Consider the following 25,681-nt stretch of genomic DNA (forward strand, 5'->3'; position numbering starts at 1 on the left):
TATCAGTCAACGTGCTTTGTGCTCATCATGAACAAACCTTCGCTTAGAAATTGGCTGATCGACAGGCCGTCCGCGTCGCCGGAGAGCCTGATCGTCCGATGCCTGCGCGAGCGCGGCGTGCTTTCTGCGTCGCAAATTACCCGCATTACCGGTTTGGCGCGGTCGACGGTTTCAACCGCGCTCAACGGCTTGAGAAAGTCAGGGATGGTGATCGAATCCTCGGCCCATCATGACGCGGCCAGGGGTATCGGCAGGCCTGCCACGACATTGACGCTCAATCCCGCTGCGGGCACCTGCGTCGGCATCCATCTGGGCCTCGACGAGATGCGGTGTGTCGTCGCTGACGTCTCGCATTCTTTCGTTGCCGAACAAACTATCCCCATGGGTCTGGACTACCAGCCGCAACAGGCGGCCCAGCTCGCCAAGTCAGTAATTGCCCGATGCTACGAAGAGAACGGTCTGCCGATGGCGGGGCTCCTGGGGGTTGGGGTCTCCGTCTCGGGCCCAGTCAGCCGCGAAGGAGTGGTGCTGCGCGCGAGTATCGTTCCGACCTGGGCCGGGGTCAACATCCGCGATGTGTTCGGGCCGGTCCTTGAACAGCCGATCTTCGCCGACAATGAGAGCAACTGCTCGGCCATTGCCGAGCTGATGTGGGGTGCTGCCGTCGGCCAGGACGATTTCGTGCTGTTCAAGGTCGATCTGGGCGTCGGCGGGGCCATTGTCCAGCACGGTCGTCTGGTGAGCGGCATCGCCGGCGGCGCCGGCGAATTCGGGCACATTAGCATCGATCCCGGCGGCGACCTTTGCCGGTGCGGCAATCGAGGATGCCTGGAGCTCTATGCCAGCTTTGCCGGACCGCTCGAGCAGATTTCGCGCATCGTGCGGCGGCCGGTCACGATGAACGACGTGATCATGATGGCCGAGGAGGGCGACGTGAGGGCGCTGCGGATGATCGAGGACACCGCCGAGTTCGCCGGCCGTGGCCTTGGCCTGATCGGTTCGGTTCTCAATCCGCCGCTCATCATCATCAGCGGCCGCATGGCCTTGGCGGGCGACATTCTCCTGGCGCCACTGATCGCATCATATGAACGCCACACGCTCATCAAGTCCCGCGATGTGGCGCCTGCGCTGCGCACGCGGATAATCGTTGGCAAGCACACGGAGAACGATGCATTGCTCGGCGCGGTCGGCCTCGTGCTGCGCCACAACAGCCGGCTTCAGTGACCCGGCTTGCTTCGGGTGGCGCTCTGATTTTGCGAGCTGCTCGCCGAAGCAGCGGAACTGATGTTTGCGTACGCGACACGCACCGTGCGCTGCCTCGGCTTGATCGCGGTGGCGAGCAGCAGGCCGGCGATGATGAAGGCGGCGCCGGCGAGATCGTAGTCGTGCAAGCTTTCGCCAAGGACCAGATAAGCGAGAACGGCGACGAAGGCGGTCTGGAGATAGAGCAGCATGCTGGCGCGCCCCGCACCAAGCGTCTCGACGCTACGGTTGTAGAGATAGTACATCAGAGCGCCGCCGGGGCCGGCAACATAGGCGAGAGCCAGAAGGCCGTTCGCATGCAGCGCTGAACGATCCCCGGAAAACAGTTCCCAGAGATAGAAGGGCAGTGCGGCCAGCGCGCCGGCTCCCAGCAGCAGGACCACCATCGGCAGAAGCTCGATAGCGAATTTGGCGCGACGCAGCAGCACGGTGTAGAGGCCCCAACAAAACGCGCTGCCGACGATCCACAACTCGCCGGGATTGAACTGCAGCTGCATCAGCGCGGCAAGGTCGCCGCGCGCCACGATCACCACCATCCCGGCCAGAGCGACCAGCGCTCCAAGCGCTTTCCAGATACCGAGGGGCTCGCCGAGCACGAAGCGGGCAAGCACCATGGTCATGATCGGCGACAGCGCCATGATGATGCCGGCGGTTGTCGCGTTGGTGTAGTTGAGGCCCGTGTAGATCATGCCCTGACACAAGGTTAGCCCGATAGTGCCGATGACCAGCACCTCGATCACCCGGGATTGGATCAGCACGAGCATCGCCCCGTGATGACGATGGACGATAGGCAGCAGGATCGCGCACGCGAGCGTCAGCCGCCAGAAGCAGAGCGCCCAAGGCGGCATCTCGGGGGCAACCCACTTGGCGGCGATATAGACGCCGGCCGACAGGAGCCAGCAGAGCGTCGCGAGGGAATAGGCGAGCGGAAGTGATGCGCCGGGTGTCGCCTTCGCTACACTTGGATGTGCTATCGGCAGCGATTGGATATCCGTCTCCTCCCACCGCAGACTTTAGCAGATTTGCGGCGTCTTGCTAAGCAGCAACAACAGCTGTTTCACCAGCTGGTGCAATCGGTGGGTCATTGTGGGTCCCGCCGTTCACGGTCTCCTTCCATTCGAACGCATGTTGGCCCATGAGCAACTCGATACCGAAAAGCGCAAGCCGTACCGATTTCGCGCGATACAAATGTGAGATTTATATTGCGCGACAGATATTCGCGCGGTTGCCACAGTCTTCTCGCGCCATATTTCTACCGAGCGCAGATCTGTCGCGAATTCCTGGCCCTCGGATTACGAGCGCCGCTGTTTCGAGGCAATTGGAAGAATAAGCCACTGACTTCCGTTTGCACAAAGAGCGCGACACAAATCCATGCGGAGGACGTCCGATGCATGCCGGCTTCCCAGGAAGCGTACTCGTAGCGGTGTTGGGCACCGTCATGGCAAGCTGCGCTGGCATTCCGGCGCAAAAAACCGGGGCAATATCCGGCTATGGCCCCAACCCCACTTTACCGAAACCAAGACCGACGCTGATCCCGACTGTTAACATCGCCGAGGCGAAAGGCTGGCAGAAAGAAGGTATGCCGACCCCGGCGAAGGGGCTGACAGTGAACGCCTTCGCCACCGGCCTCGACCATCCGCGCTGGCTACATGTGCTTCCGAACGGCGACGTGCTGGTTGCTGAAACCAATGCCCCTGCCAAGCATGACGAAGGCTTCAGTCTTAGAAAGGTCTTCATGGACCTGGCTATGAAGCGGGCTGGCGCCGCGACCAAAAGCGCCAACCGCATCACGCTCCTGCGCGACACCGATGGCGACGGCATTGCGGATGTGCGCACGACGTTCGCGGAAGGCCTCAATTCGCCCTTCGGCATGACGCTGTCCAAAGGCAAACTCTTTGTCGCGAATACCGACGCGCTCGTCGCTTTCCCCTACTCCAATGGCCAGACCCGAGTCAGCACGTCGCCGGAAAAGATCATCGACTTGCCGGCCGGGGACCTCAACCATCATTGGACCAAGGACGTGATCGCAACTCCGGATGGACGCAAGCTCTATGTCACCGTTGGTTCCAACAGCAACGTTGGAGAAAACGGCATAGCCGCGGAGAAGAACCGCGCCGCTGTCCTTGAAGTGGATCGGTCTACCCGCCGCACTCGGGTCTTCGCCTCGGGCCTGCGCAACCCGAACGGGCTCTCCTGGAATCCTGAGACTGGCCAGCTTTGGGTCGCCGTGAACGAGCGTGACGAGATCGGCGACGACCTTGTGCCGGATTACATGACCTCGGTTCGTGACGGCGCTTTCTACGGCTGGCCCTACAGCTACTACGGACAGAACGTCGACGAACGTGCCAAGCCGCAGCGCCCCGATCTCGTGGCGGCAGCGATCAAGCCCGATTACGCCCTGGGCTCTCATACTGCCTCGCTGGGACTGACCTTCTCCAAAGGCGCGCGGCTCGGTCCGGCCTACGGCAACGGCGCCTTCGTCGGCCAGCACGGCTCGTGGAATAGAAGCGTGCACAGCGGCTACAAGGTCATCTTCGTGCCGTTCCATGGTGGCAAACCGAGCGGTCCACCGGAAGATGTGCTCACTGGCTTCATCGGGCGTAATGGCGAGGCGATGGGCCGGCCGGTCGGCGTCGCTATCGATCAGACTGGCGCACTGCTCGTCGCCGACGACGTCGGTAATGTCATCTGGCGGGTCCGCCGGGCGAATGGCCGTTGAGCGCAGGTGGCCTTTCTGATTCCGACCTCACCAGCCTTCGGCTACTGCGCCACGCCCGATATGGCTGCATTCGGCTGCGATTTCGATGCAAATGCCAGGTGACGACATCGCGCCTGCCGCATGTCGGTCGCTATGGCGACGTCTATTTTGCGCATGGCTATTCGGGCAAGGGGGTGATCCTGTCGACGCTGTCGGGCAAGCTGCTCGCTGAGGCGATCACCGGTGATGCTTCGCGGCTCGATCTGTTTTCGACCCTAAGCCCGCTGCCGTTCCCCGGCGGCACGGCGCTGCGCGGCCCGCTCTATGTGCTCGGCATGCTTTGGTACGCAATGCGTGACCGCATCAAACATTGAGCGCAGGCATGCGCAATGAGGCCGAGCGCCGCCACCAAGCGATTAACGGCTGATTTCGCGGCGGCGTCCGACTTGATCGATCTTGAATATGGTCCGTAGGCAATGGCCGCGAGTCGGTCCATGCCCTGCTCCCGAAGCCTGAGCGCCGATAGACCTGCCTGCTATTTCCTCAGCTAATAGATCGATATGATTGCAGGATTGACCGTTTCATATCCCAGGCGCGGCTCCGATTTGTCTTTCGAAATCGCGCTGGAGACAGTTCCGGTTGAACTGCTATCCAATTTTGTTTCCCTGTTTTTCTTGATCGTGCTGCCCGACAGGTCGGCGCAGGCCGACGTTACTTCTGTACTGACCACTCTCTTTTTCTCGTGCGCAACGGCGGCGGTGGATACGGCCATCACAATTGCCGCGCAAACAATCGTCAATCTCATTGATTCCCCCTTAGAGCACCGCAAAAATGTGGTCGGCTGCTTTGAGACGCCGGCGAAGGCGGTATTCGCGCCTGGCCGGCCCATGCAGCTTCCGACTGCACAAGATTGTAACTACATTAGCTGCAGCGCAAGTAACCATTTCGGACTAGGGAACGGGTTCCCCTTCGATCGAAAGCGCTGGGCTGCCGGCGAAAAAGCAGGCGTTTTAGCCGTTCTCGCCGCCGAGCGCCTTCCAATTTTGGGACAGAGGTTGGCTGATGCCCTTAAACTCACGGCTACGCATTGGTTGGATCTATGCAGCGACAAGGCCAACCTTGGCAAAGCCTCTACATAGTCACCTTCGGGCAGCACCAGTCTTGGAATTCACGCCCTCAAGCAAGGCGAGCAGGCCTTTCAGAATTTCGATTGGCGGCGGCGGACAACCTGGAATGTGCAGATCGACAGGCAAGGCCTCGGACACTCCGCGCACCACCGCATAGCTGCCGGCGAAACAGCCGCCATTGCCTGCGCAATCTCCCAGTGCGACCACCCATTTTGGGTTGGGTGTTGCGTCGTAGGTCAGCTTCAATGCCTCGCGCATGTTTTTTGTGACCGGCCCGGTGACGAGCAGTACATCGGCATGGCGCGGTGATGCGACGAACCGGATCCCAAAACGCTCGATGTCATAGAAGGCGTTGTTCAGCGCGTGCATCTCAAGTTCGCAGCCGTTGCAGGAACCGGCATCGACCGCCCGGATCGACAGGCTTCGCCCCAATCGTTTGTGAGCAGCCCCATCGAGCGCGCGTGCGAGTTCGTCGACTGCCGTGCTGCTTGCCAACGGCGGACGCTCGGTGAGAGGGGGGCGTATCAGGCTTTCAAAAAGAAGCTTGCGCATGACAGCGTGCCTTCAGAGATCATGGCCCGAATAAGAGCAGTTGAACGATTTGTTGCACAGCGGAAAGTCGGCAACGATGTTTCCTTCGATCGCCGCTTCAAGGAGCGGCCATTGAAACCATGACGGATCACGGAGGTGACAGCGCTCGACCAAGCCGCCCTTGCCAATGCGCAGCCAGGCCAGAATGTCGCCGCGGAAACCTTCGACGAGCGCCATGCCTTCATGCGATCGGTTTGTCTGCGCGAAATCGACGCGGATCGGCCCGTCTGGCAGCTGTCGCAGGACTTGTTCGATCAGGGACAGGCTCTGTTCGACCTCGTGGATACGAATCCATACACGGGCGTTCACATCGCCTTCCTGGAGGAGAGGTACATCGAAGGCGAGTTCGCCATAGGGTGGATAAGCGAGATTGCGTCGGGCATCGAAGTCCCGACCGGAGGCCCGGCCAACGTAGCCTCCGGCGCGATATTGACGAGCGAGTTCCACCTTCAGCCGGCCAGTCGCGACAGTCCGATCCTGCAGCGACGCAGTGTTGTCGTAGAGCTCGACCAGCGCGGGAAACCGCTGCCTGATCTCTGCGATCAGGGACCTGAGCGCTGTCGTGCCCTCATCGCTCAGGAAGCTTGCCACGCCTCCGGGCACGATGCAGTCGCGCATCAAACGATGACCGAAGGCAGCATCGCTTGCCCGCAATACGCGCTCACGCAGCACCCCACAGTGGGCATGCATGAGCGCGAAGGCGGCATCATTGCAGATAGCGCCGATGTCGCCCAGATGATTGGCCAGGCGCTCCAACTCGGCCATGAGCGCTCGCAGCCAGACCGCGCGTGGGGGAACCTGGACACCCAGCGCCGCCTCGACGGCGCGGGCAAAAGCGAGGGAGTATGCCACGGTACTGTCGCCAGAGGTTCTGCCCGCCAATTTGGCCGCACGGTCGATGTCGGACCCCGCCATCAGGCCTTCTATACCTTTGTGCGCGTATCCGAGGCGCTGCTCCAGCCGGACGACCGTTTCACCGCTCGCCGTGAACCGGAAATGGCCCGGCTCGATGATGCCGGCATGCACGGGCCCGACCGGGATCTGATGCAGGCTCTCCCCCTCTGCAGGCAGGAAACTGTACGGGAAGGCAGTCGCAGCAGACGTCCGGACGCGGGTACTCAACGGATAGCTGACACCCCAGTGGCCATGATCAAGCCACTGTCGTGTATCAGGCGCACCTTGTGGTAGGAGCCCGAACAGGTCAGCGGCCGCACGTTCCAGGCGCAATGCGGGCGGATGCAGCCGGCCGACCGATGGGTAGCGGCCACTGGGGCATTCCAGGCTGGCGACGCCAATGTCCCCGGCGCTTTCATCGAGAAGTGCCATGTGGACGGCGCCTGGCTCACCCCATAGGCCGAGCAAGCTCCAGTGGCCCTCGGCCAGTTGCTCGACGGCAAAGCCCCATTTTTTCGGAGTCACCACGGCGCGCGACCACGGGAAATGATTTTCGACACGTTGGCCAGCAAGGATGAGGTCGATCAGCCCGGGCATGCTCTTTCTCTCCTCTGCTCACCCCAGGATACTTGCGACGTGCTGGAACCATGTGACCAGCGGTGGCGGCAGATAGATGCCGGCGGCAAACACCAACGCCAAGTGGGAATACATCGGAATGTAGGACGCCTCGGCGGGTGCAGTGCTGCCGCGCGGTTCGCCGAAAGCGACGCCGGTCAGTCGAAGCAGCAGGGCGCCGAAAGCGAGCAGAATCCCGAAAACCAACGGCATCGCCAAAAGAGGGTGTCTTGCAAATGTCGAACTCACGACCAGGAATTCGCTCATGAAGATACCGAGCGGAGGGAGGCCGGCAATGGCAACGACGCCGATGACGAGCGCCCAGCCAAGGGCAGGATGTGTTTCCGTCAGTCCCCGGATTTCGGCGATGTTCTGTGTCCCCTTGACCTGGGCAATGTGGCCGACCGTGAAAAAGATCGCCGACTTGGTCAGGCTGTGCATGACCATGTGCAGCAGCCCGGCAAAATTGGCGAGCGGGCCTCCTATGCCGAAGGCGAACACGATGATGCCCATGTGCTCGATCGAGGAGTACGCGAACAGGCGTTTGATGTCGCGGCGGCGGTAGAGCATGAAGGCCGCGAAGACAAGCGACGTCAGTCCCATCGTGATCATCAATGGCCCAGGTGCGATCGCTTCCGGGCTTGCCGCGAGCAATAGCTTGAAGCGCAGCACGGCATAGAGTGCGACGTTTAACAGCAAGCCCGACAGCACTGCGGAAATCGGCGTTGGACCCTCAGCATGCGCGTCTGGCAGCCAGGCATGTAAGGGCGCAAGGCCGACCTTTGTCCCGTAGCCGAGCAGCAGAAAGATGAAGGCGACATTGAGCAGAGCCGGATCGAAGCGCGCGGCGTGAGCGATGAGCACCGTCCAGACCATCGCATTCGTCCCCTCGCCAACAACCGGCTGTGCAGCCATGTAGACGAGGATGGTGCCGAACAGTGCGAGCGCGATGCCGACGCTGCCCAGAATGAAATATTTCCAGGCGGCCTCCAGCGCTTCGTGCGTGCGGTAGATGCCGACCATGAGCACGGTGGTCAGCGTGGCAAGCTCCACCGCCACCCACATCAAGCCAATATTGTTCGACACGAACGCCAGGTTCATGCCGAACATCATGACCTGGTACATTGCGTGATAAAACCGCAAGTTCGGGACTGTCAGCCGCCCGCTCTCCAGTTCGTGGGCAATGTAGGAAGCGCTGAAGACGCTGGTGGTGAAGCCGACGAATGTGTTGAGCACGATGAAGACGATGTTGAGATCGTCGACGAGCAGATACTGCCCAGGCTGCGGGCGGTCGGTGACAAGAAGCGACAGTGCGGCGAGCAAGGTCAGCAAGCTCGCAGCGACATTGACGCCCGCCGATATCCGGTATTTCGGCAGCGCCGCCAGAAGTGCGGCCGCGAAGACCGGTATCAGCAAAATGGCGGCCACCGCATCGAGGGAAAACGCGGTCAACGGTGTTCTCCCCTGTAGTCGTCGAGCGCGCCGACATCCACCGAGTCGAACCTCTCGCGGATGCGGAACAGGAAGACTCCGATGACGATGAAGGCGATAAGGATCGAGAAGGCGACACTGATCTCGACGACCAGAGGCATGCCCTTGGCCCCCGTGGCGGCGAGGACCAGACCGTTCTCGAGCGACATGAATCCGACAACTTGGCTGACGGCGTTGCGGCGGGTGACCATCACCAGCAGCCCCAGCAAAATGATGGACAGCGCGAAAGCCAGGTCCTCGCGGGCGAGGGGATCAGCCTCGGGAGTGACGCGCAGCATCAGGACCATGGACAGGGTCACCAGGCCTATCCCCGCAAGCATCGTCGTACCGATGCCGACGGCGGTCTCGACGTCACGATGGATGCCGAGCCGCTGAATGATGCGATGAAGCCCGACAGGAATGACGATCGCCTTGAAGACGAGGGCGATCGCCGCCGTGACGTAGAGATGATGCGCGTCCTGAATGTATGCCTGCCAAGCTACGGACAGGGCCAGCACGATTGCATGAAGCGCAAAAACGTTGATCAGAGCAAAGAGGCGATCCTGATACAGCATCATGAAACTGACCAGCACCAGGCCGCCGGCGAGCAGGTGAGCGATGTCGAAGGTGAGGCCGTTCATCAGAGGCTCCGTGAGACGAACAGCAGGAGCGTGCCGAGCAGGGCCAGCATCAGCGCTGCCCCGAGGAAATCCGGGACGCGGAAGACGCGCATCTTGGCGATGGCAGTCTCAAACACGGCGAGGAGAACGCCACAGACGGCAAGCTTGCCGACATAGGCGACGACACCCGGAGCAAGGGATTCCAATCCTGCCCCGGCGCTCGCCAGTCCCCAAGGTAGGAAGACGCAGGAAATCAGCGACACATAGAGCAGAAGCTTGAGGAAGGCGGCAAACTCGATCATCGCCAGATGGCGACCGGAATATTCCAGCACCATCGCCTCATGAACCATGGTGAGTTCCAGATGGGTCGATGGGTTGTCCACGGGTATGCGGGCGTTTTCGGCGATCGCCACCATCACGAGGGCGATGAGCGACATCCCGAGCGACACCCGCAAGCCAACCTCCGGTGACCCCATGAAGGCGGCGACCGTTGAGAGTTGCGTAGCACCTGCGACGAGCGCCAGGCTGAACACGATGAGCAGCATGGCGGGTTCGGCCAGCGAAGCGATCATCACCTCGCGGCTCGAGCCGATGCCGCCGAAGCTCGTGCCGACGTCCATGCCTGCCAGCGCCAGGAAGAACCGGGCGCTTCCCAGCAGTGCGACAATGGCTATGAGATCGGCGGTCCAACTGAATGTGAGGCCGGCCGCGAATGTCGGGATGAGCGCCGCGCCGACCCAGGTGGTGGCAAAGATCAGATAGGGCGTCACGCGAAACAGCCAGGATGCGTTGTCCGCCAGAACGACTTCCTTGCGCATCAGCCGCAAGAGATCGCGGTAAGGTTGGATCAGGGAAGGACCCTGGCGGCGCAAGAGCCGTGCCTTCACCTTGCGCACGAATCCGGTCAGGAGCGGCGCCAGCAAAAGCACCAGCGCCATCTGCGCGCCTTGAACGGCCAATTCGAGAATCACGGCCATAGTGCGAGCACCAGGAGCAGGACAATGAGAAAGAGAAAGACGAGGGTCAGGTAGCGCCTGATCGTCAGGAACTGCAGATGGTTGAGGTGGTCGGTCGCAAAGTCGAGGGCCCGGCCGATAGGCAGGTACAGCGTCTCCCAGATCACATCATGCATTTCGACATTCAGACGAGCCGGACCGGTCTCGCCAGGTGCCGGCATTTCGACGGTTTCCCTTGCACGGAATACGAACGTGCCGAAGACGCGGCGGATAGGCTGCGCGAAGCTGACGGCCGTGTACTGCGAGCTCGGGACCACATCCAGGAAGCCACAACCCCAGGCGGGACCCCGACGGAGTGCATGTGATGCAAAGCGATGGATCACATATGCCGCAGCGGATGCGGAAAAGGCGATGAACAGGAACACTAACAGGCCGTTGTAGGAACTGCGGCTCGCTGCAATCGGCACGATAGACAGCCAGGGCTGGGCCATCTGCACAGGCATCCGACTGCCGATCAGTGGCAGTGTCACCGATGAGAGGCCGTCTATCACAAGACCGGGCAGAATGCCGGCCAGGAGACAAAGGGCAGCGAGAATGAACATTGCCGCCAGCGAGTAGCGGTCGACCTCATGCGCCAGTTCCACCGCGGCCGAGCGTGGCCGGCCGAGGAATGTAATCCCGAACGCCTTTACAAAGCAGGCCGCGGCCAGTGCCGCTGACAGCGCCAGCAGACCGCCAACGGCGGGCACCATGACCTTCAGTCCCCATTGTGGCAGATCGGGGCTCTGCAATATGGCCTGAAAGGCCAGCCATTCGGAGACGAAGCCGTTGAAGGGTGGAAGTGCCGAGATCGCGACGCAACCGACGAGAAAGGCAAAACTTGTAAAGGGCATGCGGTGGATGAGACCGCCCAGCTTCTCCATATCCCGCTCTCCGGTTGCCGTCAGCACGGCGCCCGCGCCGAAAAACAGCAGGCTCTTGAAAAAGGAATGGTTGAGGACGTGGAACAGCGCGGCGGTGAGCGCCAGCGCTGCAGCCGATGGCATGGCGTTCGCCTTGAAAGCGAGCGCGAGACCAAGGCTTACGAAGATGACGCCGATGTTTTCAATGGTGCTATAGGCAAGCAGTCGCTTCAGGTCCTTTTCCATCAGCGCGTAGAGGATGCCGAGAACCGCCGTCAGGCCGCCAAGGAAAAGCACGGCAACGCCCGACCACCATGCCGGCTCACCGAGCAGATCGAAAATAACGCGTATGAAGCCATAGACTGCGACCTTGGTCATCACGCCGCTCATGAGAGCCGAGACGTGGCTTGGCGCGGCCGGATGGGCGAGTGGCAGCCAAACGTGCAGCGGGACGAGTCCAGCCTTGGAGCCGGCGCCCAGCAGCATGAGAACCAGGACGAAAGCAGCGGCGAACGGGGTGGGATCGGCGGCTCGCATCGCGTCGAATGTGTAGGTTCCATCGGATCCGGCGAGCAGGCCGAACGCAAGCAGCAGCGCGAGTGTGCCGAAGCTCGCCATCACGAGATAGATGTAGCCCGCCCGCGCATTGTCCTGCTCGCGATGGTGCGCCATGACGAGCGCCCAGGAGGCGAGCGACATGAATTCCCAAGAAAGCAGGAAAGTGAAGGCGTCGTCGGCCACCACGACAAGGTTCATTCCGGCTAGGAAAGCCGGGAAGAACGGCAGCACCCGATGCGGCGCAGACTCATGCCTGCCGTAGCCGAGGCCATAAAGGCTGGCCATGGAGCCGCCGAAGTTGACGACGATGAGGAAGAAAGTCGAGAGCGCATCCAAACGGAAATGAGCGCCAATCCATGGCAATCCAAGAGGCAACACCACAGTCGACGGGGTGACGGGATTGTCGGCGATGCGGCTCGCGAGAACCATGAGCACGGCCGCCGATATACCTAGCGTCAAGCCGTAGATCAGGCGTGTTCCCGAGTCCGATCTGCGGCTTTCCGCAATCGCAAGCACCGCAGTCCCCAGGAGCGCAGCAACGCCCCACAGGAGGACCGCGGCCCCCGAAATCACGCCACGCTCCTCACGGGGAGTTTGGCATCCGTGTCGACCCCGCCAAGGATTTTGGCGGGGTCAAAATCCGCTTTCAGTCGCACGCCGCGCCCACCGATCTGGCTGGAGGCGCCTTCAGCGATCAATTCCACGCCGGCGAGGTCAAGTGCCCCGATCAGCTTCATGAGAGAATCGACGTTACCCCGAATAATCGACTCGCTGGCTTCCATGCGTTGAATTGTCGGCACGGAAAGACCGGACAATTCGGCAAGCCTGCGCTGGTCGATGCCAAGGAGCGCCCTCGCGGCACGCAACTGTGGAGCAGTTATCACGGTCGCATCCCCCTTTTTGATCAGCTTTGAGATATTATCTCTACGTCTTGCAGCATATATTAAAATGCGGCGCATTCAATTAGTGATGCGTGACGCATCTGTCTTGAGGCTGTAGAAAACCGGGCAATACGCCCTGCGCACCAAAGCCATGCGGCCATTCCCGTCACGGCCAGTCTTGTCGCCAGCCGTCTCGGATTGCGCGTGATGGGGCTGGCAATGGGCCTTATCTCGGCCGGCCACTCGATTGGAGCCGCCGCGGGCGCNTCTCGGATTGCGCGTGATGGGGCTGGCAATGGGCCTTATCTCGGCCGGCCACTCGATTGGAGCCGCCGCGGGCGCGTCGGCTATCTCTTCGACCCCACTCTACGTTATGAGTGGGTATGGCTGAGTTCGCTTGCTCTTGCCGTTGGGCCGGTCTCATCGTGTTCGTGCTTCAGGATCGGCCAAACAGATAGCTGCCGAAATCCAGGAACAGCGCCTTCGCGAATGTGCTGCCAAATCTGGCATGCGGCAAAGCTCTGTAGCGCTACTGCCAAAGCCGCCTCATGCGAACGGAGACGTCCTCCAGGACTGGCATGGAGGCCAGCACGAGGAGAATGGCCGCGAGAAACAACGTCGCCGCGAAGCCGACATGCTTGAAACCCACAGCGCCGATGACGCCGCCGAGAAAGAACAATGCCACAAGCGACGCAAGCAGCCTCAGCTTTCTTCGATCTGCCTTCACGAACAGTTCGTCCGAGTCACTCCCCGAGATGTTCCAATAAAGCAGCTTGCCGAGTTCGATGCCCATGTCAGTCACCAGGCCAGTGACATGCGTTGTCCGGATTCTGGCTTCCGACAGCTTGGTGATGATGGTGCAAAACCGGGTGTCAAAATTGCAAAATCGCGCGACCCGCTACAATGAGACGACTGGCACCGGCACATCTCTATGTGTCTGATTTATCTTTGGAATTTGGTAGCGGGAGAGCGCTACCGCCTTTCCCCCCACTCATCGAGCTGCCAGTTCCGACTTCGCTGCAGCGGCTGACGAGGCCGTCCTGCCTACAAATCTGGCGCAAGGAGTGCCTTGCCTCCGAAGGCTCGTGTCAAGCGGCTGTCTATTCCTGCGGGGGTCGGACCGGCGCCCGCTACTGGCGAAGCCGACTCAGCCTGCCTCCTGCACCTCCGGCAATGTTATGCGATGCGTTTGTGACGTTCCTTCCGGTTCGAATCTGCTCTGTTGTGAAGCCTGTAGCATTATAATAGCATAATCTGGTCGAAGGTGGGGAATGACGCATGCGATGCGATTTGAGAGGTAAGACGGCGCTGGTCACTGGTGCAGCGGGAGCGATCGGCAGCGCTATCGCCAAACGGCTGTCCGACAATGATGCTGCAATCGTTGTCGCCGATATCGACATGGAAGGCGCCGAGCGCGTAGCGGCAACCCTGAGCAGCGCGATGGCCTGTGCCGTCGACATCCGCGATGCCGCCTCGGTGGACGACGCGATAGCCGCCACCATGGCGCGCTACGGCCGCCTCGACATTCTCGTCAACAATGCCGGCGTCAATACACTGGCGCACCGCGTCACCATCGATGAATTCCCAGTCGAGGAATGGGATCGCATCACCGGCATCGATCTCGACGGCCTCTACATCATGAGCCGCGCGGCGCTTGTGCCGATGCTTGCCGCCGGCAGAGGCGGCCGCATCGTCAACATCGCCTCGGTGGTCGGCTTGGCGGCGATGCGCCTGCAGAGCCCGTTCGTCGCCGCCAAGGCCGGCATCATCCACCTGACGCGCTCGATGGCGATTGAACTGGGCGAAAAGGGCATCCTGACCAATGCGATCGCGCCGGGTTCAGTGATGACAGCGCTGACCGCCAAACTGTTCTATGGCGAGGACGGCAAGTTCGCCGGACGCACCGAGGAGTTCCTCGCCCATGTGCCGCTTGGCCGGCCGGCCCGGCCGGAGGAGATCGCCGAGGCGGTGCTGTTCCTCGCTTCCCCCACCGCCAGTTATATCAACGGCCAGGTGCTGGCCGTCGATGGCGGCTGGACAGCAGGATACATGATGTGAGTGCGGGCATGGAAATCGATCTCGAGGGCACTGCTTACGCACTCGATGGCGACACAAATCCGGTGGCCGAGGCCGCACTTGCCGCGTTGCAGGCCAATGGCGGCCATCTGGTCGAGGGTTCCCATGCACGGGCCGCCGATATCCTGCTGATCTCCTGCGCGTTGTGGCCAGGAACGGCGACGCGCGATCCGCGGTCTCACTACGCCGATGCGCGCAAGGCTGCCGTGACCATGACCGAGCACGGCAGCGGACGCATTGTCTTCCTGCTCTCGGCGACCGCCGGCATGCCGATGCGCCGCCATCCGCGCTTTTCCATGGAGAACGCCTCGATCCTCGCAGGCATGCGCACGCTGGCCATGGAGTTCGGCCCGAAGGTGCTGGTCAATGCCGTCGGCGTCGGCGCGGTCGAAGATGAAACCATGGTTTCCGGCGACAAAGCGATGCTCAGCCACACACCGGCCGGCCGCTCAGGCAGCATCGAGGAAGCGGTTGCGGCCGTGCTGTTCTTCTGCGATCCGCTCAACACCTACACGACGGGCCAGATGCTGAGCGTAGACGGTGGATGGACGGCAGGCTATGGGCGCAATTTCTGAATGGGTGAACATCGGATCGGGAGCGCTCGAAGTCGCCCTGGTGCCGCAGATCGGTGGCTCCGTGAGTTCGCTACGCTGGCGCGGCATCGACCTCATGCGCCGGCTCTCGGACGAGGAACGCGAGGCCGGCAATGTGCTTGGCATCGCCATGTTCCCGATGACGCCCTATGCCAACCGCATCGCCGGAAATGCCTTTGAGTTCGGGGGAAAAAGCTGGCTGGTGCAGCCCAACAATCCGCCCGAAAAATTCAACGTCCATGGCAGTGGCTGGCAACACGCCTGGACCGTCACCGAGGCCGGAACCGCCGACGCAAGGCTCTCGCTGGACATCAATGCCGGAGCCGACCTTCATTCCTACCGCGCGACGCAGACTTTCGGGGTCTCCGATGAGGGCCTGCGCGTGACCATGACACTGACCAACACCGGGGCGATCTCCCTGCCGTTCGGTTTTGGCCTGCATCCCTGGTTCGATCGCGACCCAGACGTGACATTGCAGTTCAGGGCCAGGCGCTTCTACCTTGAAGAGCCCGATGGTATTTCGGGCGATCCGATCACGCTGCCACCCGAACTCGATTTTACCGCCGCGCGGCCCTTGCCGGATGGCTGGCGCAACAATGACTATGGCGGCTGGGGCGGTGAAGCGACAATCCACTTTCCGACGCGCGGCGCGGGACTGCGCATCAAGGGTGATGCGGTTTTCAAGCACCTGATGCTCTATGCCGATCCCACCAAACCATATTTCTGCGTCGAGCCGCAGACCAACGCCTCGGGCGCCTTCAACCGGGGCCGATGGGATGATCCGGAAGAAGGCGTGATTGTGCTCGCCACAGGTGAAAGTGCTGTCGGCACGGTTACGTTCACGCCCTTCGCGCTCAAGACCTAGAGCAGCCGCGCCAGCAGGCCGCCATCCACTTGCATGGCGCTGCCGGTGACGAAGGACGAGGCATCCGAAACCAGGAAGCCGATTGCGGTGGCAATCTCGGAGGGATTGGCGATGCGCGCGATCCTGTTGGGCTCGAACGACAGCCCCAGTGCTTCGGCACCGCCGGCCGCTTCCAACCCGTCCAGCGTCATCCGGGTGGCGACCGAGCCGACCAGGACGGCGTTGACGCGGATACGGTCGACGGCATAGTCGAGCGCCATCTGGCGCGACAGGCCGACAACCGCCGCCTTCGTCGCGGCATAGGCGGGCACGCCGGGAACCGTGGCATCGGCATGAACGGAGGCGATGTTGACGACCGAGCCGCCGCCGGCCGCGCGCAGCAGCGGCAAGGTGGCGCGGCAGACGCGGAAAATGGCCGTCAGATTGACGGCTATGGTTTTCTCCCAATCCTCGTCGGAAACCTCTTCCAGCCGCTTGCCGGTGGGATAGATGCCGGCGCAGTTGACGACCGCGTCGAGCCCGCCGAACCGTGCATTGACTGCCGACACGGCAGCCTGGACGTCGGCCTCACGGGTGAGATCGCTCTCGCGGAAGATCAATTGGCTTTCGGCGTAGCGGCTGGCGAGCACTTTTCCTTCCTCGCCATCCAGCCCGGCGCCAAAGACCTTGGCGCCCTCGGCGGCGAGGTACTCGGCCGTCGCGCGACCGATGCCGGTCGCAGCGCCGGTGACGAAAACGCGTTTGCCGGCGAACATCATGACGAAACCTGTGCAGCCAGGGCATGGCGCTCGGCTTGCGCCGCCGTTACCGACCACAAGACACGATCCTCGCCACCCTCGCCTCGGCCGAATTCGTCGACGATGCGGCCGTCGGCAACGACGAGACAGCGGTCGCAAAGGCCGATCAGTTCCTCGATCTCGGAAGCCACGATGAGCAAGCCCACGCCTTTCTCGGCAAGTTCGACGACAAGCCGGTAGATTTCGTGCCGGGTTGCCGCATCGACGCCCTTGGTCGGCTCATCGAGCAGCAGCACTTTCGGCGCCCGCATCAGCACGCGGGCAAACAGCAGCTTCTGCTGGTTGCCGCCCGACAGATGGGTGACCGAAGCCTGCGGCGATGACGCCTTGACGTTGAGCGCGCTCATGGCGGCGAGGATGGAACTGCGCTCCAGCCGGCCACGCACCATGCCGTGCCGCGACAAGGGCGCGAGATTGCCGATGGTGATGTTCGCGCCGACCGGCAGGTTGAACAGCAGGCCATCACGCTTGCGGTCTTCGGTCAGCAGTGCAATGCCAGCCGCGCGAGCATCCCTGGGCGATCTGATCGATACGGTCCGGCCAGTGACTCGGATTTCGCCATCGGCGGGAACGCGGCCATAGATGCCGTGCAGGATCTCGCTGCGGCCGGAGCCCAGTAGCCCAGCCAGCCCAACGATCTCGCCCGCCGCCACGGAGAGGTTGATATCCCTGGCGCCATGCACCGCGCCGCTGTGGCCGGCGACCGTGAGATGACGAACGTCCAGCGCTGTCGGCGCGCCGACGGGTGCTGAATGTTCGGGAAACAGCCGCTGCAGCCTTTGCCCCGACATCGAGAAGATGAAGGTCTCGGCGTCAAAGTCCTCGCGCGCGATCCGCACCGCCACCTGCCCGTCGCGCAAGACAGTGGCGCGGTCGCAGATGGCCAGCACCTCGGGCAGGCGATGGGTGATGTAGATCATAGCCACGCCTTGCGCCTTCAGGCGGCGCAGCACGCTGAACAGCGCGTCGACCTCGGTGCCGGAGAGCGAGGCTGTCGGCTCGTCCAGCATCAGCACGCGCGGCTTCTGTACGATGGCACGGGCAATTATCACCAGATGGCGCTGCGCCGAGGTCAGCGACGCGACATAGGCCCTGGGATTGATGTCGATGCCGAGGTCGGCAAAGATTTCCCCGGCACGCTGCTCGAGTTTGCGCTGGTGAACCAGCATGCCGTCGCCCAGACCGGTGCGGCCGGCAAAGACGTTCTCGGCGACCGAAAGCTGTTCGAGCACCTCGATTTCCTGCGGCACGTAGCCGACACCGTTCGATCGCGCATCGGCCGGCGAGGCAAAACTGACGGGCCGGCCGTCGAGCTGGATCGTGCCGGTGTAGGAACCGGCCGGATGCACGCCGTTGAGGATCTTGACCAGCGTCGACTTGCCGGCGCCGTTCTGACCGAGCAGGGCGTGAATCTCGCCGGTAACGACATCGAAATCGACGCCGCGCAGTGCCTGCACGCCGCCAAAATTCTTGGCGATGGCGGTGGCCGAAAACAGCGGCTCTTGGGTGGTCGACACGGCGATCCTCTCTGGATGTTGCCGGGCCCGCCAGATGCAGACCCGGCAGCAGGGTGTTACTGGCCGGCGCTGTCCAGCATTTTGTAATAGGGATCGAGGTCGGCAGCGGTGATCACCTTGGCCGGCAACGGATTGCTGTAGGGCACGGTCTTGCCCTGGGCGAGATCACCCAGCAGTTCGGCAACCTTGGCGCTCTCTTCATAGAGCGGCTGCGCGACGATGCCGTAGGCGGCACCCGACTTCACCAGATCGAGATTCTGCCTGATATAGTCCATGCCGATGATGACGACATCGCGTCCGGCCTTGCGGGCAGCGCCCGACCAGGTCTGGATGCTGTTGCCGGTGGTGCCGAAGGCGGCGGTCACATCAGGATTGCCCTGCAGGATGGCTACCGCTTTTGCCTCGGCCGCCGACGGCTCAAAGCCCTCCATCTGCGTGTCGAGCACCTTGATGCTGGGGTATTTCGCCGCGATGGTCTTGCGGAAGGCGTCCGACATGGCGTTCTCGGTATCGTTGGAGGCGCCTTGCGTCAGCGCAACCGTGCCCCTGCCGCCGAGCTTGTCGCCAATCGCGATCGCGGCATTGGCGCCGACCTCGGCGATGTCTTCGCCGGTCGCCGCCTTGAGGCCATTGACGGTGCCTTCCGGCGGCAGGACATGCCAGGTGACGATCGGGAAACCCTCCTTGGCAAGCTTGGTGATGTAGGAATAGATCGCCGGATCCACGCCATAGACGCCGATGGCATCGTATTTGGTGCGGGCAAGGGCGGCCTCGGCGAGCGGCAGCGTTGCGGGGATGTCCCAGTTGGTGGCGCTCGGGTCGCCGACGACCTCGCAGGTGTAGCCGAGCTCTTTGCACTTGTTGAGGAAACCGGCCTGCATCAGCCGGTGCACGGGATGATCCTTCATCGCCTGCACCCAGAGCAGGTGGATGTCCGCCGCCTGGGCAATGCTCGCTAAACCGAGCGAAGTGGCTACTGCCGCCGCGCCAAGCGCGCTGCGGATCAGTCCGTTCTTCAGATTTATTCTCATGTCGTACCTCCCTTGGTTCTCCGGCATTTTTTGCCGGCTCAATGTCCACTTCCCCGCGGTTTGCTCAGGCTCCGGCGATGAAGTAGCGGCGGCGCACGATGTCGAGGCCGACGGCCATGACCATGATCACGCCGACCGCGATCTGCTGCCAGTTGGAGTTGACGCCGATGACGACGAGGCCGCTCTGCACAATTTTCAGCAAAAGAATGCCGACAACGCCGCCGGCCACTGTGCCGGCGCCGCCGAAGAGGCTGACGCCGCCGACCACGACACCGGCGATGACCGTCAGTTCCCAGCCGCTGCCGATCGAGGTGCCGCCGCTGCCGAGATCGGCCATGACGAACATGCCGGCGATCGCCGACAGCGCGCCGACGACAATGAAGGCGCCGATCTTGTAGGCATTGGTGTTGATGCCGACGAGGTGCGCCACTTCCTGGTTGCCGCCGGTGGCATACATGTTGCGCCCGAGCACGGTGCGCCGCAGGACGAAGTCGGCGACGACGGCCGCAATGACGAAGAAGGCAAAGCTCCAGCCGAGACCGAAGGCGAAGTCGGTGCCGCCGATCGTGTTGATCGCCTCCGGTAGCGGGTAGACCGGATAGCCGCCGGTCACCACCTGGATCAGGCCCTGGCCGATGAACAGCATGCCGAGCGTCTGGATGAAGGCGGGAATGCCGAGCCTGACGACAATCAGGCCGTTCAGCAGCCCGATCAGAGCTCCGACGCCGATGCCGCCGAGAATGCCGACCGTCACCGGCAGGGCGGCCGCGGTCATCAGCTTGGCAGCGACCACGGCGGAGAGACCAGCCACCGAGCCGACCGACAGGTCGAACTCGCCGGTAACCAGCAGGATGGTCTGGCCGATGGCAATGATGCCGACAAAGGAGACGACGTTGAGAATGGCGCGGATATTGCGCTCCGACAGGAACGCTGGTTCGAGCAGCCAGAAGAACGCGATCAGCAGGGCCATCGCTGCCAGCACGCCGACTTCGCCGACGGCAATGAAGCCGATCAGTCGCCGCCGAAACAATTGCGCGTTCCGCGGCGGCGAGCTCACCTCAGCCACGCTGTTCATCCTGACCTCCCTTGCGGCGCCTGTTGCCGGCTCTTGCGACCGGCGCCACGCGCCCACGCCGATCTTGCCGCGCTCCTCTCGCCCATTAAGATTATAATATTATAACTTGTCAATGATGAAATTCCCTGATGGTGCATAGCTGGGTCCATCGCTGGAAAGCGTCCGCCGCAACCGCTATGAATGGCGTTTGTGGCGTGACCCGGAGAACATTGCTTTGGCGGGTCGCGCTCTCTTGGAGCATGCTGATGACCGACAGGCCGGACGGCCCGGGCGAGAAAAAGTCGCGGCGCCTTGGCGTCCGCGAGATCGCCAAGCGCGTCGGCGTCGCGCCGATGACCGTGTCGCGGGCGCTGTCCAATCCCGATATGGTCTCGCCGGAGACGCGCGCCAAGGTGCTGCAGGCCATCGAGCAGGCCGGCTTCGTACCCAACCGGCTGGCGTCCAGCATGCGCGGCAACGGCCGCATGATCGGCACGGTGGTGCCGCCGCTGATCAATTCGGGCATCGCCGAGCAAGTGCAGGGCATGTCCGACGAATGCCACGAGAGCGGCTATTCGATGCTCCTGGTGCAGGGCGAGTTCACGCAGGAGGCAGAGGAGAAATCGATCCGCACCCTGCTTGGCTGGCGCCCGGTCGGCATGATCCTGCAAAGCTTCGTGCAAAGCGACACGGCCCGTGCGCTTCTCAAGAGCAGCGGCGCACCAGTGGTCGAAATCTCGGAGATCAAGGGCCGCAAGCCGATCGACATGGTGGTCGGCGTGTCCAACTTCGAGACCGCCTACGCCATGACCATGCATCTGGCGGCCAAGGGCTACAAGCGCATCGGCTTCGTCTCGACGCCGATCCATGGCAATGATCGCCTGCAGCAGCGCCGCACCGGCTATCATGCCGCGCTCACCGAACTCGGCATCAAGAACCATGCCGACATGGAGGTCGAGGTGCCGATCACCCCGCAAGGCGGCGCCGAGGCGCTGGTGACGTTGACGTCGAGGCACAAGGACATCGACGCCATCTTCTTCTCCAGCGACACGCTGGCCGTCGGCGCCGTGCAGGAATGCCACCGCCGCCACTGGGCGGTGCCGGGCAGGATCGCCATCGCCGGCTATGGCGACATGGATCTCGCGGCCCAACTCTATCCGCCGCTGACCACCGTGAAGGTTAATCGCTACGAGATGGGCCGGCGCGCCGTGCGGCAATTGCTGGCAAGGCTCGGCGGCGACACCAAGGTGCCGACCATCACCAGCCTCGGCTTCGAGATCGTCGACCGCGAGAGCGCTTGATCAGGACGGCTGTTTCTTTGCCGTGTCGTCTCGCCGCCCGAGGCGCTTTTCCCAGCCTTCGGCGTGGACGTTGAGATAGGCATCGGGATCGTAGGGATGATCCTTGATCGCATCGATGTTGAGATCGATGCCGAGCCCCGGCGCGTCCGGCAACGACAGGTGGCCATTGTGGGGATTGATGGTCGGATGCCAGGTCGCGAGGTCGCGCGTCCACGGGTCGTTGAAGGCGTCGAAATGCTCCTGGATAAGGAAATTCGGCACCGCTGCCGCGAGCTGCAGGCACACCGCCGTAGCCACCGGTCCACCGCTCTGGTGCGGCGCGATATGGCTGCCATGCGCGAGCGCCAGATTGGCCACCTGCATCGACGGCCCGATGCCGCCGAGCGACATCGGCTCAGGCTGGAAGATGTTGACGCCGCCGCCGGCGGCCAGCGTGTAGAACTGGCCGACCGTGTCGTACATCTCGCCGGTCGCAACCGGGATCGGCGAGCGGTGCGCCACTTCGTGCACGGTCTCCGGCCGGTCGCGCGAGGTCGGCTCCTCCCACCAGTAAATATCGAGATCGGAAAATTTCTGGGCTGCCTGAAGCGCCGCGATCTCGGTGAAGCGGGCATGCACGTCGATCAGGATCAGCGTGTCCGTGGGCAAGCTGTCGCGCAGCATCCGGCAGATAGCGTAGGAGAGGTCCAGTTCCTCGCGCGAAATAAACCCTTGCGCGGTACCGAACGGGTCGAGCTTGAATGCCTTAAAACCCTTGGCCAAAACCGCTTTGGCGGCCTCGAGGAAGGCTTCCGGCGTGCGTTCCGTGCGGTACCAGCCATTGGCGTAGCCGAGCACGCTGTCGCGCACCTGGCCGCCGAGCAACTGGTGGATCGGCACGCAGAGGCTCTTGCCCAGGATATCCCAACAGGCGACCTCGATCGCCGCGATCACCGTGCGGTGGATATGGCCGCCATCGAGCGAAACGCTGTCCAGCAAGCGCTTGGCCAGCGCATTGATGCGGCGCGGGTCCTGGCCGATGGCGAGATGCTTCAGCTCGTGCACCCCGGCTTCGGTGGTCTTGATGAAGCCGTTCAGCGTGCCTTCGCCAATCCCATGGATGCCTTTGTCGGTATGCACTTTGACGAACAGCCAGTTCTTCCAGCCCGCGCCGACGGCAAACGTCTCGATCTCTGTGATCTTCATGCGGCAGTCCTAATTCAGGGCGGCGATCGTTGCGATGACGGCCTCGGTCGTCAGGCCGTACTTCGCTTGCAAGGTCGGCACCGCGCCGCATTCGATATAGCGGTCGGGCAGGCCGATGCGCGTTACCTTCTTCGCAATGCTGGCATCGAACAAGGTCTCGACCACAAGGCTCGCCAAGCCGCCGACAACAACATGGTTTTCCGCCGTGACGATATGGTTGAAGCCGGTCGAAAATTCGGCCACCGCCTCGGCGTCGAACGGTTTTATCGTCGGCACGTGCAACACTCCGACGGAGATGCCTTGTTTGCGCAAGGCTTCCGCCGCGTCCAGCGCCCGCTCGGTCATGAAGCCGGTCGAGATGATGCCGACATCCGAGCCTTCGCGAAGCTGTCGCGCCCTGCCGATTTCGAAGCGATAGCCAGCTTCAAATACCACCGGCACGTTGCCACGCAGCAGCCGCATATAAACCGGACCACGATGCTCGGCGATCGCGCCGGTCGCAGCCTCGATCTCGGTCGCATCGCAGGGGTCGATGATGGTCAGGCCGGGGATCATGCGCATCAGCGCCAGGTCCTCGATCGCCTGATGCGTGCCGCCATAGCCGGTGGTCAATCCCGGCAGTCCGGCGACGATCTTGACGTCGAGGCTGGAGTGGGCGAGCGCGATGGCGACGAAATCATAGGCGCGCCGCGTCGCGAACACGCCATAGGTGGTGGCGAACGGCACCTTGCCGGTGCGCGCCAGTCCGGCGGCGACGGCGACCAGATTCTGCTCGGCCATGCCGACATTGAAGAAGCGGTCTGGAAAGGCATCGCGGAACGGCAATATGTCGGTGTATTTGCCGAGATCGGCGGTCAGCCCGACAATGTCTGGATGGCTCTGGCCAAGACGGGCCAGCGCGCGGCCGAACGGTGCCTCAACGCTCTGCCGGCCGTCGCCAACGTCTTCGTCCTGGCCCATGGCCGGCGTGCGGCCAGCCTCCATCGCCGTGCCGCTCACTGGCCCGCTCCCACGCTGTTCTCGAACTCGGCGATGATGCCGTCCCATTGCCCCACGTCGATGCGGAAGAAGTGCGATTTCTCGCTGCTCTCGATGCGCGGCACGCCCTTGCCGGGCAGTGTGCGCAGCACGATCGCCTTCGGCTTGCCGTTGCGCTGACGTGCACCGGTCAGCGCGCCGACTATCGCCGTCATGTCGTTGCCGTCGATCTCTGATGTTTCCCAGCCGAAGGCGCGCCATTTGTCGGCGACAGGTTCCATGTCGAGCACGACAGGCCCGTCGGCCTGGATCCCGTTGCAGTCGATCAGCGCCACCAGCCCGTCGAGCTTGAAATGGCTGGCCGACATTGCCGCTTCCCAGGTTGAGCCTTCCTGCATCTCGCCGTCGGACAGCTCGACGAAGACGCGCGCGTCGGAGCGGTCGACGCGCAGTCCGAGCGCCTGGCCGACACCTTGTCCCAGCCCATGGCCAAGCGAGCCGCCGATCATTTCGACCCCGGGCGTGGTGTCGAGCGTCGACATCACCAGCCGGCTTTTGTCGGCGCCATAGGTGACCAGCTCCTCGATCGGAATGATGCCGGCCTCGGCCAGCGCCGCCCACAGCGCGATGGAATAGTGACCGGTCGACAACAGGAAACGGTCGCGCTCGGGCCACGCCAGATTGTGCGGGTCGTAGCGCAACTCATGGAAATACAGCGCTGCGAGCGCATCGGCGATGCCGAGGCCCTGGCCGATATAGCCTTGGCCCTGGCCGTGCGCCATGGTCAGCATGTGGCGGCGCAGCCGCGTTGCCTTGCGTTCGAGCGCGCCGACATCGGCGGTACCGGGAGGGGAGTTGCGCAGCATCTGGTCAGTCCTTGTCGAGCCCGCCCGACATGTTGAGCCGCTCGGCCGTCATGTACTTGGGCGAATCGAGGCAGAGCCAGACGACAGCCTCCGCGACCTCGGAAATCTCGGCGCGGCGGCCGAGCGGGATGCGGCGCGTGCGCTCGTCGAGAAAGGCCTGCAGGTCGTCGCGGCCGTTGGCGCGGGCAAGATCGGTCTCCGTCGAGCGCTGCATCTCGGTGTCCATCATGCCCGGCGCCAGGCTGTTGACCAGCACGCCATAGGGCGCCAGCGCCACCGCAGCGGCGCGGGTGATAGAATCGACGCCGGCCTTGCTGGCGGTGTAGGCGGTGTAGTCCGGCAGCGCCATGCGCGAGCCCGGCGAGGTGATGTTGACGATGCGCCCCGAACGCTGCTCGCGCATCACCCGGCCCGCCGCCTTGCAGGCCATGGCAAGTGCGGTGACATTGAGCGCCAGCGTGCGGTTCCAGGCCTTGAAGGTGGCATCGAGGAACGGCTCGATGACGCCATAGCCGGCATTGTTGACGAGGATGTCGATGCCGCCCCAGCGTGCGACCACTTTTTCCACCGCCGCTTCCGGCGCACCTTCCCTGGTGAAATCGCCTGTTATGGCCTCGGTTTCCGCACCGATATCCCTGATTTGTCGGGCGGTTTCGGCCAATCCTTCGCCATTGATGTCGGCAATTGCGACAGCACAGCCGCGCCGGGCCAACTGGATCGCCACTTCGCGGCCGAGGCCGCCGGCGGCCCCGGTGACCAGCGCCCTCGGTCGCGTGGTATCGTGAATTTCGGCAGGCAAGCGAGCACCCTCCCGGTGGCCATCTTGACGGGATTGATACCGGT

Annotated in this window: 22 protein-coding genes and 3 pseudogenes; 8 read left to right on the forward strand and 17 right to left on the reverse strand. The window is 62.8% G+C overall.

The genetic code is table 11. From position 1 onward, the window contains the following. The first annotated feature begins 27 nt into the window (after nt 1-27). Nucleotides 28-1,224, forward strand: coding sequence for an ROK family transcriptional regulator (locus X773_RS48135; protein ID WP_198023536.1), 1,197 nt, complete (start codon nt 28-30; stop codon nt 1,222-1,224). 92 nt (nt 1,225-1,316) lie between these two features. Here X773_RS48135 and X773_RS48140 read toward each other — a convergent pair. Next, a pseudogene (locus tag X773_RS48140) lies at nt 1,317-2,252 on the reverse strand (DMT family transporter); the annotation flags it as partial. A gap of 398 nt (nt 2,253-2,650) precedes the next feature. Between X773_RS48140 and X773_RS48145 the strand changes: the two are divergent. From X773_RS48145 to X773_RS48155, 3 genes and pseudogenes are all read left to right on the forward strand, one after another. Further along, nucleotides 2,651-3,982, forward strand: coding sequence for a sorbosone dehydrogenase family protein (locus X773_RS48145; RefSeq protein WP_023675512.1), 1,332 nt, complete (start codon nt 2,651-2,653; stop codon nt 3,980-3,982). A 98-nt stretch (nt 3,983-4,080) separates the two neighbouring features. Then, nucleotides 4,081-4,335: pseudogene (locus X773_RS48150) on the forward strand (FAD-dependent oxidoreductase); the annotation flags it as partial. A 198-nt stretch (nt 4,336-4,533) separates the two neighbouring features. After that, nucleotides 4,534-5,100 carry a hypothetical protein gene (locus X773_RS48155; RefSeq protein ID WP_156937301.1) on the forward strand — a complete coding sequence of 189 codons (567 nt, stop codon included), beginning with the start codon at nt 4,534-4,536 and terminating at the stop codon, nt 5,098-5,100. On the opposite strand, the gene X773_RS48160 is transcribed toward X773_RS48155, so the two are convergent. The 8 genes and pseudogenes from X773_RS48160 to X773_RS48195 all read right to left on the reverse strand — a co-directional run. Beyond that, complete coding sequence (locus X773_RS48160; RefSeq protein WP_023675516.1) at nt 5,101-5,640, reverse strand: NADH-quinone oxidoreductase subunit B family protein; 540 nt, start codon at nt 5,638-5,640, stop codon at nt 5,101-5,103. Nucleotides 5,641-5,652: 12 nt separating this feature from the next. Then, nucleotides 5,653-7,170: a nickel-dependent hydrogenase large subunit gene (locus X773_RS48165; protein ID WP_023675517.1), complete on the reverse strand. Its 1,518-nt coding sequence runs from the start codon at nt 7,168-7,170 to the stop codon at nt 5,653-5,655. 18 nt (nt 7,171-7,188) lie between these two features. Beyond that, nucleotides 7,189-8,640 carry a hydrogenase 4 subunit F gene (locus tag X773_RS48170; protein ID WP_023675518.1) on the reverse strand — a complete coding sequence of 484 codons (1,452 nt, stop codon included), beginning with the start codon at nt 8,638-8,640 and terminating at the stop codon, nt 7,189-7,191. Further along, nucleotides 8,637-9,299: a hydrogenase-4 component E gene (locus X773_RS48175; protein WP_023675519.1), complete on the reverse strand. Its 663-nt coding sequence runs from the start codon at nt 9,297-9,299 to the stop codon at nt 8,637-8,639. The genes X773_RS48170 and X773_RS48175 overlap by 4 nt, the downstream gene beginning before the upstream one ends. Then, complete coding sequence (locus X773_RS48180) at nt 9,299-10,255, reverse strand: NADH-quinone oxidoreductase subunit H (protein WP_023675520.1); 957 nt, start codon at nt 10,253-10,255, stop codon at nt 9,299-9,301. Before X773_RS48180 ends, X773_RS48175 begins: the two co-directional genes overlap by 1 nt. Next, complete coding sequence (hyfB, locus tag X773_RS48185) at nt 10,246-12,264, reverse strand: hydrogenase 4 subunit B (RefSeq protein WP_023675521.1); 2,019 nt, start codon at nt 12,262-12,264, stop codon at nt 10,246-10,248. Before hyfB ends, X773_RS48180 begins: the two co-directional genes overlap by 10 nt. Next, complete coding sequence (locus X773_RS48190) at nt 12,264-12,578, reverse strand: helix-turn-helix transcriptional regulator (protein ID WP_023675522.1); 315 nt, start codon at nt 12,576-12,578, stop codon at nt 12,264-12,266. The genes hyfB and X773_RS48190 overlap by 1 nt, the downstream gene beginning before the upstream one ends. A gap of 544 nt (nt 12,579-13,122) precedes the next feature. Continuing rightward, a pseudogene (locus X773_RS48195) lies at nt 13,123-13,431 on the reverse strand (YoaK family protein); the annotation flags it as partial. 422 nt (nt 13,432-13,853) lie between these two features. Here X773_RS48195 and X773_RS48200 point away from each other — a divergent pair. The 3 genes from X773_RS48200 to X773_RS48210 are packed head-to-tail and all read left to right on the forward strand — an operon-like array spanning nt 13,854 to nt 16,109. Beyond that, nucleotides 13,854-14,633, forward strand: a complete 780-nt coding sequence (locus X773_RS48200) for an SDR family NAD(P)-dependent oxidoreductase (RefSeq protein ID WP_023675524.1) — start codon at nt 13,854-13,856, stop codon at nt 14,631-14,633. Between the two features lie 8 nt (nt 14,634-14,641). Next, on the forward strand, nt 14,642-15,226 hold the full coding sequence (locus X773_RS48205) for an SDR family oxidoreductase (protein WP_023675525.1): 585 nt from the start codon (nt 14,642-14,644) through the stop codon (nt 15,224-15,226). Then, nucleotides 15,210-16,109, forward strand: coding sequence for an aldose 1-epimerase (locus X773_RS48210; protein ID WP_023675526.1), 900 nt, complete (start codon nt 15,210-15,212; stop codon nt 16,107-16,109). The genes X773_RS48205 and X773_RS48210 overlap by 17 nt, the downstream gene beginning before the upstream one ends. Here X773_RS48210 and X773_RS48215 read toward each other — a convergent pair. The 4 genes from X773_RS48215 to X773_RS48230 form a co-directional block, all read right to left on the reverse strand. Beyond that, nucleotides 16,106-16,867: an SDR family NAD(P)-dependent oxidoreductase gene (locus X773_RS48215; protein ID WP_023675527.1), complete on the reverse strand. Its 762-nt coding sequence runs from the start codon at nt 16,865-16,867 to the stop codon at nt 16,106-16,108. The two genes, X773_RS48210 and X773_RS48215, sit on opposite strands and share 4 nt — an antisense overlap. Then, nucleotides 16,864-18,423, reverse strand: coding sequence for a sugar ABC transporter ATP-binding protein (locus X773_RS48220; RefSeq protein ID WP_051406094.1), 1,560 nt, complete (start codon nt 18,421-18,423; stop codon nt 16,864-16,866). Before X773_RS48220 ends, X773_RS48215 begins: the two co-directional genes overlap by 4 nt. Before the next feature lie 56 nt (nt 18,424-18,479). After that, nucleotides 18,480-19,454: a substrate-binding domain-containing protein gene (locus tag X773_RS48225; protein ID WP_023675529.1), complete on the reverse strand. Its 975-nt coding sequence runs from the start codon at nt 19,452-19,454 to the stop codon at nt 18,480-18,482. Between the two features lie 64 nt (nt 19,455-19,518). Then, complete coding sequence (locus X773_RS48230) at nt 19,519-20,529, reverse strand: ABC transporter permease (protein WP_023675530.1); 1,011 nt, start codon at nt 20,527-20,529, stop codon at nt 19,519-19,521. A gap of 245 nt (nt 20,530-20,774) precedes the next feature. Here X773_RS48230 and X773_RS48235 point away from each other — a divergent pair, with 245 nt between their 5' ends. Continuing rightward, a complete protein-coding gene (locus tag X773_RS48235) occupies nt 20,775-21,809 on the forward strand; it encodes a LacI family DNA-binding transcriptional regulator (protein ID WP_031211416.1) in 1,035 nt (344 codons plus the stop codon). On the opposite strand, the gene X773_RS48240 is transcribed toward X773_RS48235, so the two are convergent. Genes X773_RS48240 through X773_RS48255 form a run of 4 tightly spaced genes read right to left on the reverse strand, consistent with a single transcriptional unit; the run spans nt 21,810 to nt 25,637 of the window. After that, nucleotides 21,810-22,994: a mandelate racemase/muconate lactonizing enzyme family protein gene (locus X773_RS48240; protein WP_023675532.1), complete on the reverse strand. Its 1,185-nt coding sequence runs from the start codon at nt 22,992-22,994 to the stop codon at nt 21,810-21,812. 9 nt (nt 22,995-23,003) lie between these two features. Then, nucleotides 23,004-23,993, reverse strand: a complete 990-nt coding sequence (locus X773_RS48245) for a transketolase C-terminal domain-containing protein (protein WP_023675533.1) — start codon at nt 23,991-23,993, stop codon at nt 23,004-23,006. After that, nucleotides 23,990-24,838 (reverse strand): transketolase, encoded by an 849-nt coding sequence (locus X773_RS48250; RefSeq protein WP_023675534.1) that lies wholly within the window; start codon nt 24,836-24,838, stop codon nt 23,990-23,992. Before X773_RS48250 ends, X773_RS48245 begins: the two co-directional genes overlap by 4 nt. 4 nt (nt 24,839-24,842) lie before the next feature. After that, complete coding sequence (locus tag X773_RS48255; RefSeq protein WP_023675535.1) at nt 24,843-25,637, reverse strand: SDR family oxidoreductase; 795 nt, start codon at nt 25,635-25,637, stop codon at nt 24,843-24,845. Nucleotides 25,638-25,681 lie beyond the last annotated feature (44 nt).

The sequence above is a fragment of the Mesorhizobium sp. LSJC280B00 genome (assembly GCF_000502835.1).
GTDB lineage: Bacteria > Pseudomonadota > Alphaproteobacteria > Rhizobiales > Rhizobiaceae > Mesorhizobium.

What these genes read in the sequence shown, in the direction of transcription:
- X773_RS48135 (WP_198023536.1), top strand. Translation starts at nt 28, where the DNA reads ATGAACAAACCTTCGCTTAGAAATTGGCTGATCGACAGGCCGTCCGCG.
- X773_RS48145 (WP_023675512.1), top strand. Translation starts at nt 2,651, where the DNA reads ATGCATGCCGGCTTCCCAGGAAGCGTACTCGTAGCGGTGTTGGGCACC.
- X773_RS48160 (WP_023675516.1), bottom strand. Translation starts at nt 5,640, where the DNA reads ATGCGCAAGCTTCTTTTTGAAAGCCTGATACGCCCCCCTCTCACCGAG.
- X773_RS48165 (WP_023675517.1), bottom strand. Translation starts at nt 7,170, where the DNA reads ATGCCCGGGCTGATCGACCTCATCCTTGCTGGCCAACGTGTCGAAAAT.
- X773_RS48175 (WP_023675519.1), bottom strand. Translation starts at nt 9,299, where the DNA reads ATGAACGGCCTCACCTTCGACATCGCTCACCTGCTCGCCGGCGGCCTG.
- X773_RS48180 (WP_023675520.1), bottom strand. Translation starts at nt 10,255, where the DNA reads ATGGCCGTGATTCTCGAATTGGCCGTTCAAGGCGCGCAGATGGCGCTG.
- X773_RS48200 (WP_023675524.1), top strand. Translation starts at nt 13,854, where the DNA reads ATGCGATGCGATTTGAGAGGTAAGACGGCGCTGGTCACTGGTGCAGCG.
- X773_RS48205 (WP_023675525.1), top strand. Translation starts at nt 14,642, where the DNA reads ATGGAAATCGATCTCGAGGGCACTGCTTACGCACTCGATGGCGACACA.
- X773_RS48210 (WP_023675526.1), top strand. Translation starts at nt 15,210, where the DNA reads ATGGGCGCAATTTCTGAATGGGTGAACATCGGATCGGGAGCGCTCGAA.
- X773_RS48215 (WP_023675527.1), bottom strand. Translation starts at nt 16,867, where the DNA reads ATGATGTTCGCCGGCAAACGCGTTTTCGTCACCGGCGCTGCGACCGGC.
- X773_RS48225 (WP_023675529.1), bottom strand. Translation starts at nt 19,454, where the DNA reads ATGAGAATAAATCTGAAGAACGGACTGATCCGCAGCGCGCTTGGCGCG.
- X773_RS48230 (WP_023675530.1), bottom strand. Translation starts at nt 20,529, where the DNA reads ATGAACAGCGTGGCTGAGGTGAGCTCGCCGCCGCGGAACGCGCAATTG.
- X773_RS48235 (WP_031211416.1), top strand. Translation starts at nt 20,775, where the DNA reads ATGACCGACAGGCCGGACGGCCCGGGCGAGAAAAAGTCGCGGCGCCTT.
- X773_RS48240 (WP_023675532.1), bottom strand. Translation starts at nt 22,994, where the DNA reads ATGAAGATCACAGAGATCGAGACGTTTGCCGTCGGCGCGGGCTGGAAG.
- X773_RS48250 (WP_023675534.1), bottom strand. Translation starts at nt 24,838, where the DNA reads ATGCTGCGCAACTCCCCTCCCGGTACCGCCGATGTCGGCGCGCTCGAA.